Genomic DNA, 16,983 nt, shown 5'->3' on the forward strand with positions numbered 1-16,983 from the left:
CGGTACCGGTGCGACGCCGGCTCCCACCGGCGCGGAACACCGGCCGGTCCGGCCGCACCATCGGCCCGGCCCGGTTGGTAGTTTGATCATTCAGCACCTCACCTGGAGACGACATGACCACCACCTGGACCGTGCCGGGCCTGCCGTTCGCCCTGACGCCGTACCCCGAGACGGCGTGGACGGTCGCCGCGGCAACCGGCACGGTGACGGTCGCGGCGGCCCCGCACAGCGACATCTTCCTCGACCCGGGAGCGGGCGACCCGCTCAACGCCGAGTCGATGCTCAACGCGGCGACCCTGCTCGGCCTCCCCCCGGACGGCGACTTCCAGCTCAGCGCCCGGGTCACCGTCGAGTTCGCCGCGACCTACGACGCGGGGGTGCTGCTGTTCTGGGTCGACGAGCGGCACTGGGGCAAGCTCTGCTTCGAGTTCTCCCCCGACGGCGAGCCGATGATCGTCTCGGTGGTCGCCCGGGGGGTCGCCGACGACGCCAACGCCTTCGTCGTCGACGGCCGTACGGTGTGGTTGCGGGTGTCCCGGATCGACCACGCCTTCGCGTACCACGCCTCGCTCGACGGCACGACGTGGCGGATGATCCGGTTCTTCGCCGTCGACGGCGCGGCCACCGCCGCCACGATCGGCTTCGAGGCGCAGTCGCCGACCGGTGACGGTTGCCGGGTCGTCTTCGACGACATCCGCTTCACCCGCGACCGCCTGGCCGACCTGCGCGACGGCTCCTGACCCGCGCCCCGGTCGCCGACGCTGGCCCTTCGGGCTGGTGCGGGCGTTCGATCCGGACGGCGTCGCCCCGGACGAGTTCGTCGTGGATGCGCCGGCGGGCGGCGGTGACGGCGCGGCCGGCCCGCTCGTCGCCGTCGGCGAGACGTTGCCGCAGCAACCGCAGCGCGACGGCGCGATTGAGGCTGAACTGCCGTTCGGTGTCGACCACGACGACGAGACCCGAGGGACGGTGGGTCGCCCGTACCGCCGTGCTTGCCTTGTTCCGGTGCTGGCCGCCGGGACCACCTGTGCGGCAGGCGACGATGTGCACGTCGGCCTCGGTGAACGTCGTGGTCGGGATGTCCACCTGGCACGGCCGGGCGGTGACGTACCAGTTCCGGCGACCCGTCGTGGGCCGGTAGGGGCTGGGCGCCTGCCAGCACAGGGTGCCGGTCCACCCGGCGGTGAACGTCTCCACGTCGGCCCCGGTGAGCCGCACCAGGACCGAGCGGTAGGTGGCGTGCCGGTCCCCGGCGACGGTCCCGACCCGGTGGGTGGTCACCCGGTGCCGGACGGCGTCGGCCTCCAGCCGGTCCAGGAGCCGGGCCGCCGCCCAGGCACACTCCTGCGGACCCCGCCCGGCGGACAGCAGCAGGTGGACGCTCATCACCGACCTCGCCGTCGGCGCTCGTCCCGGCGGGCCGGTCGGGGACCGGACCCGAGGTCGGGCGTCTTGTAGGTGACAAGCGGGACGGTGCTGGCCACGGGGGTGGCCAGGTCGTGGCCGACCAGGTCGGCGAGCACCTGCTCGATGCGTTTGTAGGCCGTCGGCGCCTCCTCGAAGAGCAACTGCCGGTCGCCGCACACCACGAGCGAGCCGACAGGCGTACGCCGCAACTCCTCGACGGTGTGCTTGGCCCGACCCCGACGCAGCGCGTCGGCGCGGGACATCTTGCGACCCGCGCCGTGGGCCACGGAATGGTTGGCCGCCGGCCCCGCGTGGCCGGCGACGAGGTAGGAGCGGGTGCCCCGGGTGCCGGCGACCAGCACGTCGCGGCCGTCGCCCGGGGCCGCGCCCTTGCGGTGCAGGTAGCAGCCGTCGCGGACCTCGACCAGGTTGTGGCACTGGTCGACGACCGGTGCGGTGGGCTCGGCCCCCAGCGCGTGGGCGACCCGGGCGGCCAGCAACCGCCGGTTGAGCGCACCCCAGCGGACGGCCTGGTCGTGCCGTACCAGGTAGTCGGCCGGATCGGGGGCCGGCCCCGCCCCGTGGACCTCGGTGTGCGCCCGCAGGATCCGCTCGCCCAGGCCCCGGGATCCGCTGTGCACGACGAGCACGAGGTCACCGGCGGTGAGCCCGAGCCGGGCCGCGTGGTCCGCCGCGAACACGGTCTCGATCCGGGCGAGTTCCACGAAGTGGTTGCCCCGACCGACCGTGCCGAGGCCCTCGACATGACCGGCGGGCGGATCGCCGGCCGCGACGGCCCAGGCCGGATCGTCGGCGTCCCGCCCGGGGGCCAGCGCCCGGTCGAGGTCGGGGAACCGCGCGGCGAGCCGCTCGGGTACGACCCGCCTGAGGCTGATCGGGAAGACGGCGATGCCGCACCCGATGTCGGAGCCCACCAGGTGTGGGTAGAGCACGGTGGAGGACATCGCGGCGCCGATCGGGGCACCCTTGCCCGGGTGCAGGTCGGGCATGGCGGCGACGTGGCGCATGCCGTCGAGGGCGGCCACCTGGTGGCACTGCCGGACGGCGTCGGACTCGATCCAGCTCTCGGGGGAGGCGAAGACGGTGACGGTGGCCATGGTCGACGGCGGCAGGGAACCCTGCCGTGGGGGGTGCTCGGACACGGACGCTCTCTTCCGGAACGGGATGGACGGACGGCGCGAGGGCACGACGACGCGACCGGGGCGTCGTGGGCCTACGGGTGCGGGTGGGGTGTCCGTCAGAACGTCATGTCCACCAGCCTGCCCCGGCGGACCGGGTACGCCAACCGGTTTTCCGGCCGGCCGGGCGCTCAGCCGACCCGGACGCCCAGCGGGTCGGCGAGCAGCCGGGCGAAGCCGAGCTCCGCCGCGCCGACCACTGTGGCGTCGTCACCGAGGGCGGAGACCCGCAGTTGCGCCCGGGTGCGCGAGACCGGCAGGACGTTCGCGGCGATCCGGTCCCGGACGTGCACCGCCGAACCCCGGTACACCTCCCGCAGCATGCCACCGAAGATCACCATGCCGGGGTTGAACAGGTTGATCACGTTCGCCACCCCGATGCCCAGCCAGTCGCCGATGGTCCGTAGTGCGTCGCGGGCCGCCGGTTCGCCGCGACCGGCGGCCTCGACCACCTCGCGGACCGCGTCCCGGCCGATCAGGTCGGCGGGTCGACCGGCCGCGTCGAGCAGCGCCCGCTCGCCGACCTCCGCCTCCAGGCAGCCGCGCGAACCGCACCCGCACGGTCGTCCGTCGTACGGGTTGACGAGCATGTGACCGACCTCGGAGCCGTACCCGCCGTCGCCGCCGAGCAGCTCGCCGCCCACGATGATCCCGCCGCCGACCCCGACGTCGCCGTGCAGGTAGACCAGGTTCCGTACCCCGACGCCCACGCCGCGCTGGTGCTCGGCCAGCGCGCCCAGGTGGGCCTCGTTGCCGACCAGGACCGGCAGCCCGAGATCGAGCCGACGCTCCAGCTCCGCGCCGAACGCCTGGTCCACCCAGCCCAGGTCCGGGCCGAACCGCACCATCCCGTCCCCGGGTCGGATCATGCCGCAGTACGACGCGCCGATCCCGACGCAGACCGCCCCCGGTGCCGCCGTCCGGTGCAGTTGACGGCCGAAGTCGGCCAGCACCCGGACCACGGTGTCCAGGTCGACGCCCGCGCGGGCCCGGTGTGCCTCCCGCCGCTGCTGGATCTGGCCACCCAGCCCCACCCGGGCGGCCACCAGCCGGTCCACCGCGATGTCGAAGGCGAGCACGTACACCCGGTCGGACGCCGGCCGGACCACCAGGGACGGTCGTCCGGCCCGGCCGGTCAGCTCCGGAAAGCCCTCGTGCACCAGGCCGGCCGCGACGAGTTCCGTGGTGAGCGCCAGGACGGTGCTGCGGTTGACGCCCAGCCACTCGGCCAGCCCGGCGCGCGACACCGGGCCGCCGAGGTGCACCCGCCGGAGCAACGTCCCCAGGCTCCGGCGGCGGCTGTCACCAGGCGACTGCCCGTCCACTGTCGGACTGTTCGGCATCACGAGGCGGACCCTGTCGATCGGCGGCGGACTACCCGTCGAGCGTAGTTGCCGGCACCGCCGTGAGTCACCTCGCCCGCCGGGGACCCCGCGCCGTAGCGGCGCGGAGTCCCGTCCCGTCGGGGGACCGGTCAGCCGTCGATCCGGGTGATGTTGCGGATCTTGTTCACCGCGTCCAGGGCGGCGACCTTGTACGCCTCGGACAGGGTCGGATAGTTGAAGACCGTGTCGATCAGGTAGTCGACCGTGCCGCCGCAGCCCATCACCGTCTGCCCGATGTGGACGATCTCGGTCGCGCCGGTGCCGAACACGTGCACCCCGAGCAGCCGGCCGTCCTGCGGGGAGACGAGCAGCTTCAACATGCCGTACGAGTCGCCGACGATCTGCCCCCGGGCCAGCTCGCGGTAGCGGGCGATGCCGACCTCGAACGGGGTGGAGCTGTTGGTCAGCTCCTCCTCGGTCTTGCCGACGAAACTGATCTCCGGAATCGTGTAGATGCCGATCGGCTGCAACTCCTGGAGCTCGCGGGACGGCTCGCCGCAGGCGTGCTGCGCGGCCATCCGGCCCTGCTCCATCGAGGTGGACGCCAGCGCCGGGAAGCCGATCACGTCGCCGACCGCGTAGATGTGCTCCACGCTGGTGCGGTAGTGCTCGTCGACCGAGATCCGGCCGCGTTTGTCGGCCTCCAGGCCCGCCGCGTCGAGGGCCAGGTCGTCGGTCTGCCCCTGCCTGCCGGCGGAGTACATGACCGTGTCGGCGACGATCTTCTTGCCGCTCTTGAGGATGCACAGCGCGGCGTTCTGGTGCTTCTCCACCGCGGCGACCTCCTCGCCGAAGCGGAACGTCACCGACAGGTCGCGCAGGTGGTACTTGAGCGACTCGATGATCTCCTCGTCGCAGAAGTCGAGCATCCGGTCGCGGCGTTCCACCACCGTCACCTTCGTGCCCAGGCCGGCGAACATGGAGGCGTACTCCATGCCGATCACGCCGGCGCCGACCACGACCATGCTGCGCGGCACGGCCTCGAGGTTGATCACCCCGTCGGAGTCGACGATCGTCCGGTCGTCGAAGTCGACGCTGTCCGGCCGGGCCGGCCGGGTGCCGGCGGCGATGACGGCCTTGTCGAAGGTGATCCGGGTGTCGTGCCCGGAGCCGGCGTCCACCCAGACCGAGTGCGGGTCGGCGAACCGGCCGGTGCCGGTGATCAGCGCGACCCGGTTGCGGGCCAACTGGTTGCGGATCACGTCGGTCTGCCGCTCGATCACGTGCTGGGTGCGGGCGGCCAGGTCGGCGACGGTGATCTCCTCCTTGACCCGGTAGCTGCTGCCGTAGAGGTCCCGCTGGCTCAGGCCGGTCAGGTAGAGCACGGCCTCCCGCAGTGTCTTGGAGGGGACGGTGCCGGTGTTGATGCACACCCCACCGATCATGTCGCGGCGGTCCACGATCCCGACCCGCCTACCGAGCTTGGCGGCGGCGATCGCCGCCTTCTGACCGCTGGGCCCGGAGCCCAGCACCAACAGGTCGTAGTCATACACGGCTCCTAGCCTCGCAAGCAGCCGCAACATCCGCCAGTCGTGATCGTCCCGCCGCTGCGGGGTCAGGCGTGTGCGGGCACGCTGGTGGCGACGGGCTGCGGGCGGCCCGGCAGGAACAGGCTCGCCAGGGCGACGATCACGGCCCCGGCGACGGTCCACCAGAACGCGCCGTCGAAGGCGTCGGCGGGGGAACGGCCGTCGGTGAGGCCGCTCTGCACGATGAGCGCCACCATCGCGACGCCCAGGGACGCGCCGATCTGGTTGAGGATGAACAGCGTGCCGGTCGCCCCGCCGATGGCCTCGGCGGGCACGGTCCGGTAGACCGCGCCCATCGTCGGCGCGCCGACCAGGCCCATGCCGAACCCGGTCACCAGCTGGGCGGCGGTGAGCAGCACCTGCGAGGTGGCCGGGTCCGCCCCGGTGTAGACCAGGGCGCCGAACCCGATCAGCACCGCCCCGGCCGGTACGAGTCCCCGGGGGCCGAACCTGTCGGCGAGTTTGCCGGCGATCGGCATCCCGAACATCGTCCCCAGCCCCAGCGGCATGAGCAGCAGGCCGGCCGCGAGGACGCTCTCACCGCGTACCTGCTGGTAGAACAGCGGAAGCAGGAACAGCAGCGAGAACAGCATGCTGCCGAGCAGGAACATGGTCACCACGCTCGAGCTGAACCCCCGGCTGGCGAACAGGCGCAGGTCGATCAGCGGATGCGCGGTGCGCCGCGCGTGGGCGACGTACCCGCCGGTCAGGAGCACGCCCAGCACGATCCCGAGCACGACCCGGGTGGCACCGAAGCCGGCGGTCCCCGCCTGGGACAGGGCGTAGACCAGGGCGGCGAAGCCGGGGGAGAGCAGTGCCACGCCGAGCACGTCCAGGGGCGGGGCATTGCCCGGTGCGGGTCGTTCGTCCCTGAGTACCACCACGGCGAGCACGATGGCCAGCAGCGCGATCGGCACGTTGACCAGGAAGATCCACTGCCAGGTCAGGTTCTGCAGGATCAGGCCGCCGACGATCGGGCCGAGGACCGGCCCCAGGGTGATCGGGATCGAGATCAGGCCCATCACCCGGCCCATCCGGCCGGGACCGGCGGCGGTGGCGACGACGGTGAGCATGATGGGTTCGAGCAGGCCGCCGGCGAAGCCCTGGAGCACGCGGAACGCGATCAGGCTGCCGACGTCCCAGGCCAGCGCGCACAGGGCCGAGCCGACCAGGAACAGGGTCAGGGCCGTCAGCCAGACCCGCTTCGCGCCGAAGCGGGCCACGGACCAGCCCGCCAGGGGGATGGCGACCGCCACGGCGAGCAGGTAGCCGGTGGCGACCCAGGAGATCGTGCCGAGTGAGGTGCTGAACCGGGCGGTCAGGGTCTCGACGCTGACGTTGATGATCGTCGCGTCGAAGTAGGACATCACGCCGCCGAGCACCATCACGCCGAGCAGGCGCAGTAGCGGGGCGTCAAGTCGGTCGGACTGGGGTGGGGTCATGGCCGTCTCCGGATTGGTCGGATCGGTTCGTTAGATTGAACTGGCCAGTTCATTTTGACGCACTGGACGGTAGCATGGCGACATGACTGACGGCGAGACCCCGACCGCACCGCGCGGCAGGCTGGACAAACGGCAGGCGATCATCGGGGCGGCGCTGCGCGTCTTCGCCCGTGAGGGCTACGGCCAGGCCAGCATCGACGTGATCGCGGCCGAGGCCGGCGTGGCCAAACCGACCATCTACAACCACCTCGGTGGCAAGGAGAACCTGTTCCGCCACGTCCTCGCCGAGATCGCGGCCCGCTCGAACGCCAAGACCCTGGCTGCGCTCCAGACCTTCCCCACCGATCCGCAGGACCTGCGCAATCATCTGAACACCGTCGGCCTGCGGCTGGCCGAGTGCTTCGTCGACGAGCAGTCCTCGGCGCTGCGCCGGTTGCTGCACGCCGAGATCGGCCGGTTTCCCGATCTGTTCGACGCCGTCCTGGACAGCGGGCCCAACCAGGCGACCGAGGCGCTGGCGGGGCGGTTGGCGAGGCTCGCCAACGCGGGTTACCTGACCATCGAGGACCCGATCCGGGCCGCCCGGCAGTTCGTCGCCCTGCTCACCGACGAACTGCCCGCGATGAGTGCCCTCGGCACCCGCCCGGTCGACCCCGACGACCTGGAGCGTGCGGTGGCCGCTGGAATCGACACCTTCCTGCGCGCCTTCGCGAACCCGCCGGCCGGGCCGGGCCGGGCGGCCGCACCCGGACGGCCGGTGGCCCTGCCACGCTGACCGGTGGGCCGCACCGGAGGCGGCACGGACACCAGGGTCACGACGCTCGCCTGCCGTGCCCTCTCTCATGATTGCGGCGGTGGCCACCGGCGCGTACGCCGACGTCCGCCTCCGTCACCTACGGCCCGAGCGACAGTCCGGATATCGCGCGACTGCCCGGTACCGGGCAGTCGGTCGGCGCTACGGTGGCACGGTCGCCTCGGCACCCTGCCGTGGTCGGCACCCCGCCGGGGAACGCGCGCACAGGCGACGAGGGGATCAGGTGACGGCAGCGTCATGACCGACTACGGACACGAGTTGCTGTTCGGCGGCTTCCTCACCCCCGACGCCCGGCGCCCGGAGCAGGTCGTCGCCCGCGCCAGGTTCTGCGAGCAGGTGGGCCTGGACCTGGTCACCTTCCAGGACCACCCCTACCAGCCGGGTTTCCTCGACAGCTGGACGCTGATGTCCTACCTGGCGGCGGCGACCAGCCGGATCCGGCTGGCCGGCAACGTGCTCAACCTGCCGTTGCGGCAGCCGGTGGTGCTGGCCCGCAGCGTCGCCAGCCTGGACCTGCTCAGCGGCGGTCGGGTCGAACTCGGCCTCGGCACGGGCGCGTTCTGGGACGCCATCGAGGCCAACGGCGGCCGGCGGCTCGCCCCCGGGCAGGCGGTGGACGCGCTGGACGAGGCGATCCGGATCATCCGCGAGGTGTGGGCCGCCGACCGGCGTGGCGGGGTACGGGTCGACGGTGAGCACTACCGGGTGGTCGGCGCGAAGCGCGGTCCCGCCCCGGCGCACCCGGTGGGGATCTGGGTCGGCGCGTACAAGCCGAGGTTGTTGCGGCTGGTCGGCCGGACGGCGGACGGCTGGCTGCCGTCGCTTGCTTACCTGCCGAAGGGGCCGGGGGAGTTGGCCGACCTCAACGCGCTCGTCGACGAGGGCGCGACGGCGGCCGGGCGGGACCCCGCCGAGGTGCGGCGGCTGCTCAACATCTCCGGCCGGTTCACCCGCACCGGCGCGGGGTTCCTCGACGGTCCGCCGCAGCAGTGGGTGCGGGAGCTGACCGAGCTGGTGCTGGAGCACGGCACCTCCGGGTTCATCCTCGGCGCCGACGACCCGACCAGCATCGAGCTGTTCGCCCAGGAGGTCGCCCCCGCCGTCCGCGAACTGGTCGCCGCCGAGCGGGCCGGGTCGACCGCGCCCAAGCCGGCCACGCCGACGGCCGGCCCGGAGACGCCGGTCCCGGGTGGACCGGCGGGGGAGCAGCGCGAGGTCGCCCGGACCGGCGGCATTGCGGGGCTCGCGGTGACCCCGACCCCCGATCCCGGGGTACGACACAGCGACCACCGCCTCTGGGACGAGTCGACCCGGCCGGTCGCTCCGCCCGCCCCGGCCGGGCACGTCTACTCCCCGCAGGCGCAGGCCGCCGGTGGGCACCTCGTCGACGTCCACGACCACCTGCGTCAGGAGCTGAGCCAGGTACGCGACCTGCTCGACCAGGTCCGGCAGGGGGTGCTCTCCGCCGGGGACGCCCGCGGGGTGCTCAACCGGATGACCATGCGGCAGAACAACTGGACGCTGGGGGCGTACTGCGCCGCGTACTGCACGATGGTGACCCAGCACCACGGGCTGGAGGACGACGCGATCTTCCCGCACCTGCGGCGGGCCGACCCGGGGCTGACGCCGGTGATCGACCGGCTGGAGCAGGAACACGTCGTCATCCACGACGTCGTCGAGGGCGTCGACCGGGCGCTCGTCGCGCTGATCGGGGACCCGGGGCGGCTCGCCGGGCTCCAACAGGCGGTGGACCTGCTCACCGACACGTTGCTGTCCCACCTGTCGTACGAGGAACGCAACATCGTCGAACCACTGGCCCGGTACGGCTTCTACCCCGGGCAGCTCTGACCGCCGCGACCGGCGGCCTGCCGTCGCGCTACACCTCCGCTGCGGGGGCAAGGACCCCGGTGCCGGACCAGTCGATGTACTCCTCGCTGATGGACCGGTCCGGTTCACCGTCCTCGTCGAGGGTGCCGAACGCGGCGTGGAAGCGGCCGAAGCCGTACCCGCAGGCGGCCAGGGTGGCCAGCGCCCACGGCCGGAGGTTGGCGGGCAGCTTCTCCGGAAAACGGCGGTCGACGGTGACCTGGACGACGCCGAGCAGGTCGTAGGACTGCTCGAAGGTGCCCGCGTCGAGCACCCGGCACAGCGAGAACGCGTGCGGAACCCGCTCCTGCTGGTACACCCAGCGACCCACCTGTTCCATGGCCGTTCCTCCCTGGTGTTGTCGGTGTGTTTTCGAGGATGCACCCGAGAGTGCTTGATATCAAGTGTGTCGGCCTGAATACTCATCGTCAATGTTGGTGGCGGGAGGAGTGGTCATGTCCGCAGGGTCCTCGGCATCGTTCGACGGTCGAGAAGGGTTGGCGCAGTTGGCGTCCTCACCGGTGGTGCAGGCATGGGAGTTGGGCATGCGCCTGCGCCAGCGCCGCGAGGAGGTCGGCTTCACCGCCGCGGCGGCCGGTCGCGCGATCGGCATCATCCAGGCGTACGTCTCCGGTGTGGAGGCCGGGCGGGTCAAGCTGCCGGCCCGACGGCTGGCCCAGATCGTCGAGGCGTACGAGCTGGAGCCGGAGGAGGCCGCCGAGTTGGAGCAGTTGCGGGCCGGGGCGGCCCGGCGTGGCTGGTGGCACGAGTACTCGCAGCTCTTTCCGGCGGAGTTCCTGCGTTTCCTCGGCTACGAGGCCGGCGCCGACCACATCCGCAGCTTCCACCCGGAGGCGATACACGGCCTGTTGCAGACCGAGGAGTACGCCCGCGCGGTGATCCGGGGCGGCACCACCACGATCCGACTGACCGAGGTGGACCGGCGGGTCGCCGTCCGGATGGCCCGGCAGGCCCGGCTCGACGGCGCGCACCCGCTGCGGATCAGCGCGGTGCTCAGCGAGGGCGCGCTGCGCCAGCAGGTCGGCGGCCCGGAGGTGATGCGTGCCCAGCTCGACCATCTCGTCCGGCTGGCCACCGAGCGACCCGGGCAGATCGAGATCCGGGTGCTCCCGTTCACCGTCGGGGCCCACCCGGCATTCGGTGGCCCGTTCGAGGTGCTGTCGTTCCCGTCGCCCCGGCTGCCGGACCTGGTCTGGCAGGAGAACCTGACCTCCATCGACATCATCGACCAGTCGATCCGGGTGACCGACTACGTGGTCACCTTCGCCGAGACCCGCGAGTTGGCGTTAGGCTCGGACGACTCGGTCGACCTGATCCGCCGGATCGCCAAGGAGATGATGTGACCACCTCTCGTCGTGACTGGTTCAAGTCGTCCCGCAGCTCCAGCAACGCCAACTGTATCGAGGTGCGGTTCGGCGAGAGCGGGGTGGGCGTCCGCGATTCCAAGGATCGCCACGGTCCCACCCTCGCCTTCGCCGGTGCTTCCTGGGTCAGCTTCACTTCCGCGCTCAAGCGACGTGCGGTCCCGCCTTCCTGATCGGTGGTCGTCCTTCCTGGAGCCGATGTCAGGTTTCGGATAGTGAGCGCCCGGCACCTGATCGGCTACCTTGGCGGTCCGTCACTCTCGCCAAAGGACAACACGTGGAACCGGGTTCGCTCGCATCCGATGCAATCGGCCTGCTGGCCGCACTCGCGCAGGGAACGCTTCAAGGGGTGGGAGCGCAGGCCGGCGAGGAACTGTACGACCTGGTGGCCGCTCAGATGCGCACGGCCGGTGAGCGCCCGGCGCTCGAAGCGTTCGAGGAGGATCCCACCAACACCGCGATCCAGCGGCGGTTCCGGGCCGCACTCGCGCACGAGTTGGCGGCCGACCCGCAGTTCCGGGCCACCGTCTCCCGCATTGCCGAGAAGGCCGTCGACGGGAATGCATCGGTGTCATTCGGAAACACCGTGAATTCGCCCACCAACATCCTCTCCGGCGAGGCCCAGCAGGGGGACAGGTACAACTACGGCCACCAGGGCAACAAGATCAATTTCGGTGGCATCCTGATCGCCGTGGTGGCGGTCGTCGCGCTGTTCTTCGCCGGTCGGGCGATCTACGTCAGCGTCGGTGGCGACTCCTCGGGCGGTACGGGCCTGAGCGAGAGCAGCACCTGCACCGAATACCTGTCCAAGGACGATGCCACCCGCAAGGAGACCATGCGCAGGCTCTACCTGGAGGCGGGAAAGGCGGACCGGGCGGGTGACGCGTTCATCCTGCAGAACGCGGACTACGAATGCGGGCAGCGACCGAAATCCACGCTGGCGCAGATCGTCGGTTGATGCGATGACATTGACCGCGGAGGACCGTACGGCCATCACGGATCTGATCAACCGGCACGGCCACCTCACCGACAGCGGCGAGTTCGACCGGATGCCGGAGCTGTTCACGGCGGATGTGGTCTATGACGTCACGGCCCTCGGCGGGGGCGTGCTCGTCGGGCTCGCCATGCTGCGGGACGCCGCGCTCGCCCTGGGTGCGGGCAACCCCGTCGCCCACCACGTCACCAACATCGTGCTCACCGCGGTGGCCGAGGACCGGGTGCACGCGCTGTCGAAGGGCATCGGCATCACCGTGGACGGCACCGTCGGCAGCGTGACCTACGAGGACACCGTCGTACGCGGCGACGACGGGTGGCGCATCAGCCACCGCACGGTGCGCCCCCGGCGGATCCCCCTGACGCGCTGATCGCCGCAGTGGGCCGGCGATGCCTGTCGGTACAGGGGTGCCGGAGTTCGGCGCGCGGTGCCATAATCGTGACGGTGCCCGTGGCTGTCGCCGCCGGCTCCGGGGGGCGCCTCCGCACCGCGCGGACGGCGGGGACAGACTCCCCCGGAGGCCACCGTGGACACCATCCCTCTCGCCGATCTCGTCGACCTGCTCGACGGCCTGCTGCAACTCGGCGCGGCGGCGCTCGGTCTCGCCACCGCCGTCGTGGTCGCCCGTGCCGGCCGGTCGCGCCGACAGCGTGACGAATGACCAGTGACCGGGCGTGTCCGGCCATTGACACGTCTCATGGTCCGAACCATCGTCTGGGGAACCGTCTCTCGCGTCGAAGGGCTCCCCGATGGTCGACACCGCGCACACGTACGTCATCGTCGGAGCCGGCCCCGCCGGCCTGCAGCTGAGTTACCACCTCCAGCAGCAGGGCGCCGACTACCTGACGCTCGAACGCAGTGCCGAGCCGGGCGGGTTCTTCCGGCGGTTCCCCCGCCACCGTCGGCTGATCTCGCCCAACACGGTGCACACCGACAGCACCGACCCGGAGATCCGGCTGCGGGGGGACGGGAACTCGTTGCTCAACGACTCGGCGGAGCTGCTGTTTGCGAACTTCAGCGAGGAGTACCTGCCGTCCGCCGACGACCTGGTGCGCTACCTCGCCGAGTTCCAACGGGTCCACCAGCTCCGGGTCCGCTACGGCACCACAGTCGAGCAGATCAGCCGCGAGGACGACGGGTTCCGCGTCCGCACCGACCGGGGTGGCGTACGGGCGCGCTGCCTCGTCGTGGCCACCGGCTGGGGCAGGCCGTTCGTGCCGGAGATCACGGGCATCGAGCACGCCACCGGGTACGAGGAGATGGACCTCGATCCCGATCGGTACGCCGGCCGGCGGGTCCTGATCATCGGTAAGGGCAACTCGGCCTTCGAGACCGCCTCGGCCCTGCTCGGCAAGGCGTCGCTGGTGCACCTGGCCAGCCGGCAGCCGGTGCGGTGGGTCCGGGACACCGGTCACCCCGGCGACGTCCGGGGCCAGTACGGCGCGATCGCAGACGGCTACCCGTCCAGCGCGGTGCTCGACTGCACCATCGACGCGATCCGGCCGGTCGACGGGGGATTGCGGGTCTCCGTCACCCATCCCCACGGCGGGACCGCCGAACTGGACTACCACGAGGTGCTGCGGTGCACCGGGTTCAGGATGGACACCGCCCTGTTCGACGCCTCCTGTACTCCGGAACTGGTGCGCGACGGCCGGCTGCCCGCACTGCGCCCCGACTGGCAGTCGCGCAACGTCGACGACCTCTACTTCGCCGGCACCGTCGCGCAGGCGCGGGACGTGCGGCACGCCTCGTCGTCCTTCATCGCGGGCTTCCGGTACAACCTGCGGACCTTCACCCGGATGGTGCGGGAACGCTACGACGACGTGCCGATGCCCGGCACGACGACCCCGGGTGAGCCGGCGGCGCTGGCGAAGGTGATGCTCGACCGGGTCAACTGGAGTTCGGCGCTGTGGAACCAGGCTGGGTACCTCTGTGACGTCTTCGTCCGCGACGACGCCACCGGGGACTTCCGGCACCACGAGGACCTGCCGGAGGACTACGCCGTCGAGCGGTTCGCCGACGCCGCCCACTGCTACACCCTCGCCCTGCGTCGGGGCCGCCACGATGAGAGCTCCGCCGTCGACCGGCCCCCGACGGGAGAGAGCGCCCTGCTCCACCCGGTCATCCGGCGGTACCGGCACGGGGAACTGCTCGCCGAGCAGCACCTGCGGGAGGATCTGCTGGCCGAGTGGCGGCGGCCGGACCGCCACGTCCAGCCGCTCGTGGAGTTCCTGATCGGGGACCTCAACGGCGGATGACGGCGGGTGCGTCCGCCACGAACGGCGGCAGGCCAGCCGATCGGCGAACGCCTGCGGGCCGGTCCGACAACCCACCCGCCGGCACCGCCCGACGGCGGTCGTCCGGATCCGTGCTCAGCCGATCGGTCCGGCGAAGGCGTCGACGGCCTGACGCGACACGGCCCCCTGCGTACCGCACAACGCGGCGACCAGGAACTGCGACCGGGCCCGGTTGATCGGGCTGGCCTGACCCGGTGCGGCGTACCGGATCAGGTTCTCGGCGAGGGTGACCTGGCGGCTGCCGTCGGCGCGGTGGAACGTGTACGTGCTGTGCCCGATCACGCCGCCGGTGTGCCCCCAGACCGGCCCGCAGGGCAGCTGCGCCCAGGACAGCCCCAGCCCGTAACCGGCGCTCGGGTCCGCCGGGTTGGCCACCACCGTCTGCATCGCGGCGAGCTGCGCCGGTGGCAGCAGCCGACCCGCCAGGAGGGCCCGGTAGAACCGGTTGACGTCGTGCGGAGTCGACACGATCTCCCCGGCCGCCCAGCCCCAGGACATGTTGTAGACGCTGAAGTCGCCGAGCGTCCCGTCCGTCAGCGGCACGTACGCCAGGGAGTGCGGGCCACGGATGTGGGTCCGGAGGCCGGGGAAGTAGGTGTCGCGCAACCCGAGGGGACGCAGGATGCGCCGGCCCACCTCGGCCGCGACCGTTTCACCGGTGAGCTGTTCCAGCAGCATGCCCAGGACGATGTAGTTGGTGTTGGAGTAGGAGTACGCCGCCCCCGGTGCGTGGGTCGCCGGCAGGGACAGCCCGATCCTCACCAACTCCGGCGGGGTGAACGTGCGGTGCCGCAGCGCCTCGAAGTCGTCCACGGTCCGCAGGATGGCCTCCGGGTAGTCACCGAGGCCGCTGGTGTGGTTGAGCAGCATCCGGACCGTGATCTGCCGGCCGGTCTCGCCGGGGATCAGGTCCGGCAGATAACCGGCGATCGGCGCGTCGAGCCGTACCCGGTGTTCCGCCTCCAGTTGCAGCAGCGCGGTGGCGACGAAGGTCTTGGTGAGGCTGCCGACCCGGTGCTGGAACCCGGGCCGGACCGGGCGGCCGGTGTCGACGTCCGCCACCCCGGCGGCGCCCTGCCAGGTCCGCCGGCCGGTGCGTACCTCGGCAAAGACCCCCGGCATACCGGCGGCCCGCTCGGCGTCGAGGAGCTGTTGCAGGACGCCACCGGTGTCGGGGCGGGTGGTGCCGGGCGCGGCGGCGGCCGGCGGCGCGGTCGGCAGCACCAGCAGCAGCACACCGCTGATCGCGCCAAGGAGGACTCTGTCTCGAATGAGGGATCGCACCGGCGAAGACTATGGACGGGGCCGGTTCGCGGGCATCAGGTGAGTCCCCGACCTCGTCCACCGGTTCGTCTCAGGGGCGCGCTCGACTGTGGAACCGCTGTCGTACCGCAGGGGCCGCTGCCCCGCCGTCGCGCGGTCAGCCGGCGTCGGACAACCGGGCCGCCCGGCCGTACAGGTAACGCTGGCGGGGGAGGTTCGTCGACAGTCGGGCCGCGTGGGCGTACGCCTCCCGGGCCTCGGTGAGTTCGCCGGAGCGTTCCAACAGGTGTGCGCGGGCGGCGTACCACCTCGGGTCGTCGCCGATCCGGGCATCGGCGGCCAGCGCGTCGAGCAGGTGCAGCCCGGCGGCGGGGCCCCGGGCCATCGCCACCGCCACCGCGTGGTTGAGGGCCACCACCGGGCTGGCTGAGATCCGCATCAGCACCGCGTACAGGGCCTCGATCTGCGCCCAGTCGGTCTCCTCGGTGCTCGCCGCCTCGTCGTGCACCGCCGCGATCGCCGCCTGGAGCTGGTACGGCCCGACGTCCCCGCGCGGCAGCACCGTGCTGATCAGGGCCACCCCCTCGGCGATCTGGTCGGCCCGCCACCGACCGCGGTCCTGCTCGGCCATCGGCACCAGTTCGCCGCCCGGGCCGACCCGGGCCGGGCCCCGGGCGTCGGTGAGCAGCATCAACGCCAGCAGCCCGGTCACCTCGGGGTCGTCCGGGAGCAGCCGGTGCAGCATCCGGGTCAGCCGGATCGCCTCGGTGGACAGCTCCACCCGGCGCAGGCGCGGGCCGGCGGTGCTGGCGTACCCCTCGTTGAAGATCAGGTAGAGCACCTGCCGGACCGCGTCGAGCCGGGCCTGACGCGCGGCGGCGTCGGGTAGGGCGAACGGCAGCCCGCTGTCCCGGATGCGCTGTTTGGCGCGGGTGATCCGCCGGGCCATGGTGCCCTCGGGCAGCAGGAACGCCCGTGCCACCTCGCCGGTGCTCAGCCCGCCGACGGCTCGCAGGGTCAACGCGATCTGGGCGGCCGGCGGCAGCGCCGGATGACAGCACAGGAACAGCAGCACCAGACTGTCGTCGCCCGGATCCCGATGGTCGGCCGCCGGGACGAGCCACCGCCCGGCCGGCACCGCCCGGCCAGCGTCGTCCTCCCGTCGGCGGCGGGCCTGCTCGCTGCGGAGCAGGTCGGTCAGCCGGCGGGCGGCCACGGTGATCAACCAGCCCCGGGGGTTGTCGGGCAGGCCGTCGACCGGCCAGCGCGTCGCGGCGGCCAGCAGCGCCTCCTGGACGGCGTCCTCTGCGGTGTCGAAGTGACCGTACCGGCGGACGAGCGCGCCGAGGACCTGCGGCGCGAGCACGCGCAGCAGGTCCTCGACGGCGGGTGGGCCCATGAT

General features: G+C 72.1%; 17 protein-coding genes. 9 read left to right on the forward strand and 8 right to left on the reverse strand.

From position 1 onward, the window contains the following. Positions 1-113: 113 nt before the first annotated feature. Positions 114-740 (forward strand): DUF1349 domain-containing protein, encoded by a 627-nt coding sequence (locus OHQ87_RS08120; protein WP_328346483.1) that lies wholly within the window; start codon positions 114-116, stop codon positions 738-740. Here the strand turns inward: OHQ87_RS08120 and prfH are convergent. The 5 genes from prfH to OHQ87_RS08145 form a co-directional block, all read right to left on the reverse strand. Beyond that, positions 700-1,386: a peptide chain release factor H gene (gene prfH / locus OHQ87_RS08125; protein WP_328346484.1), complete on the reverse strand. Its 687-nt coding sequence runs from the start codon at positions 1,384-1,386 to the stop codon at positions 700-702. The two genes, OHQ87_RS08120 and prfH, sit on opposite strands and share 41 nt — an antisense overlap. Beyond that, entirely contained in the window at positions 1,386-2,525 is a 1,140-nt protein-coding gene (locus OHQ87_RS08130; RefSeq protein WP_328348776.1) for an RNA ligase RtcB family protein, read from the reverse strand. The genes prfH and OHQ87_RS08130 overlap by 1 nt, the downstream gene beginning before the upstream one ends. A 212-nt stretch (positions 2,526-2,737) precedes the next feature. Further along, on the reverse strand, positions 2,738-3,949 hold the full coding sequence (locus OHQ87_RS08135) for an ROK family protein (RefSeq protein ID WP_328346486.1): 1,212 nt from the start codon (positions 3,947-3,949) through the stop codon (positions 2,738-2,740). Between the two features lie 131 nt (positions 3,950-4,080). Continuing rightward, entirely contained in the window at positions 4,081-5,484 is a 1,404-nt protein-coding gene (sthA, locus tag OHQ87_RS08140; protein ID WP_328346488.1) for a Si-specific NAD(P)(+) transhydrogenase, read from the reverse strand. A 62-nt stretch (positions 5,485-5,546) separates the two neighbouring features. Further along, on the reverse strand, positions 5,547-6,962 hold the full coding sequence (locus tag OHQ87_RS08145) for a DHA2 family efflux MFS transporter permease subunit (RefSeq protein ID WP_328346490.1): 1,416 nt from the start codon (positions 6,960-6,962) through the stop codon (positions 5,547-5,549). Between the two features lie 82 nt (positions 6,963-7,044). On the opposite strand from OHQ87_RS08145, the gene OHQ87_RS08150 reads away from it, so the two are divergent. Continuing rightward, positions 7,045-7,737 (forward strand): TetR/AcrR family transcriptional regulator, encoded by a 693-nt coding sequence (locus OHQ87_RS08150; RefSeq protein ID WP_328346492.1) that lies wholly within the window; start codon positions 7,045-7,047, stop codon positions 7,735-7,737. Between the two features lie 276 nt (positions 7,738-8,013). After that, entirely contained in the window at positions 8,014-9,624 is a 1,611-nt protein-coding gene (locus OHQ87_RS08155) for an LLM class flavin-dependent oxidoreductase (protein ID WP_328346494.1), read from the forward strand. A gap of 28 nt (positions 9,625-9,652) precedes the next feature. Here the strand turns inward: OHQ87_RS08155 and OHQ87_RS08160 are convergent, their stop codons facing one another. Then, positions 9,653-9,982, reverse strand: a complete 330-nt coding sequence (locus OHQ87_RS08160) for a hypothetical protein (protein ID WP_328346496.1) — start codon at positions 9,980-9,982, stop codon at positions 9,653-9,655. 115 nt (positions 9,983-10,097) lie between these two features. Here OHQ87_RS08160 and OHQ87_RS08165 point away from each other — a divergent pair, with 115 nt between their 5' ends. The 6 genes from OHQ87_RS08165 (at position 10,098) to OHQ87_RS08190 (ending at position 14,279) form a co-directional block, all read left to right on the forward strand. Continuing rightward, positions 10,098-11,006 carry a DUF5753 domain-containing protein gene (locus tag OHQ87_RS08165; RefSeq protein ID WP_328346499.1) on the forward strand — a complete coding sequence of 303 codons (909 nt, stop codon included), beginning with the start codon at positions 10,098-10,100 and terminating at the stop codon, positions 11,004-11,006. Continuing rightward, positions 11,003-11,200: a DUF397 domain-containing protein gene (locus OHQ87_RS08170; RefSeq protein ID WP_328346501.1), complete on the forward strand. Its 198-nt coding sequence runs from the start codon at positions 11,003-11,005 to the stop codon at positions 11,198-11,200. Before OHQ87_RS08165 ends, OHQ87_RS08170 begins: the two co-directional genes overlap by 4 nt. 104 nt (positions 11,201-11,304) lie before the next feature. Then, positions 11,305-11,985 (forward strand): hypothetical protein, encoded by a 681-nt coding sequence (locus tag OHQ87_RS08175; protein ID WP_328346503.1) that lies wholly within the window; start codon positions 11,305-11,307, stop codon positions 11,983-11,985. A 4-nt stretch (positions 11,986-11,989) separates the two neighbouring features. Further along, complete coding sequence (locus OHQ87_RS08180; RefSeq protein ID WP_328346505.1) at positions 11,990-12,391, forward strand: nuclear transport factor 2 family protein; 402 nt, start codon at positions 11,990-11,992, stop codon at positions 12,389-12,391. A 156-nt stretch (positions 12,392-12,547) separates the two neighbouring features. Continuing rightward, entirely contained in the window at positions 12,548-12,682 is a 135-nt protein-coding gene (locus tag OHQ87_RS08185) for a hypothetical protein (RefSeq protein ID WP_328346507.1), read from the forward strand. Positions 12,683-12,770: 88 nt separating this feature from the next. Beyond that, on the forward strand, positions 12,771-14,279 hold the full coding sequence (locus OHQ87_RS08190; RefSeq protein ID WP_328346509.1) for an NAD(P)-binding domain-containing protein: 1,509 nt from the start codon (positions 12,771-12,773) through the stop codon (positions 14,277-14,279). A 114-nt stretch (positions 14,280-14,393) separates the two neighbouring features. On the opposite strand, the gene OHQ87_RS08195 is transcribed toward OHQ87_RS08190, so the two are convergent. Then, positions 14,394-15,602: a serine hydrolase domain-containing protein gene (locus OHQ87_RS08195; RefSeq protein WP_328346510.1), complete on the reverse strand. Its 1,209-nt coding sequence runs from the start codon at positions 15,600-15,602 to the stop codon at positions 14,394-14,396. 136 nt (positions 15,603-15,738) lie between these two features. Next, positions 15,739-16,980 (reverse strand): RNA polymerase sigma factor, encoded by a 1,242-nt coding sequence (locus OHQ87_RS08200; RefSeq protein WP_328346511.1) that lies wholly within the window; start codon positions 16,978-16,980, stop codon positions 15,739-15,741. Between the last annotated feature and the right edge of the window lie 3 nt (positions 16,981-16,983).

Source organism: Micromonospora sp. NBC_00421 (assembly GCF_036017915.1).
GTDB lineage: Bacteria > Actinomycetota > Actinomycetes > Mycobacteriales > Micromonosporaceae > Micromonospora.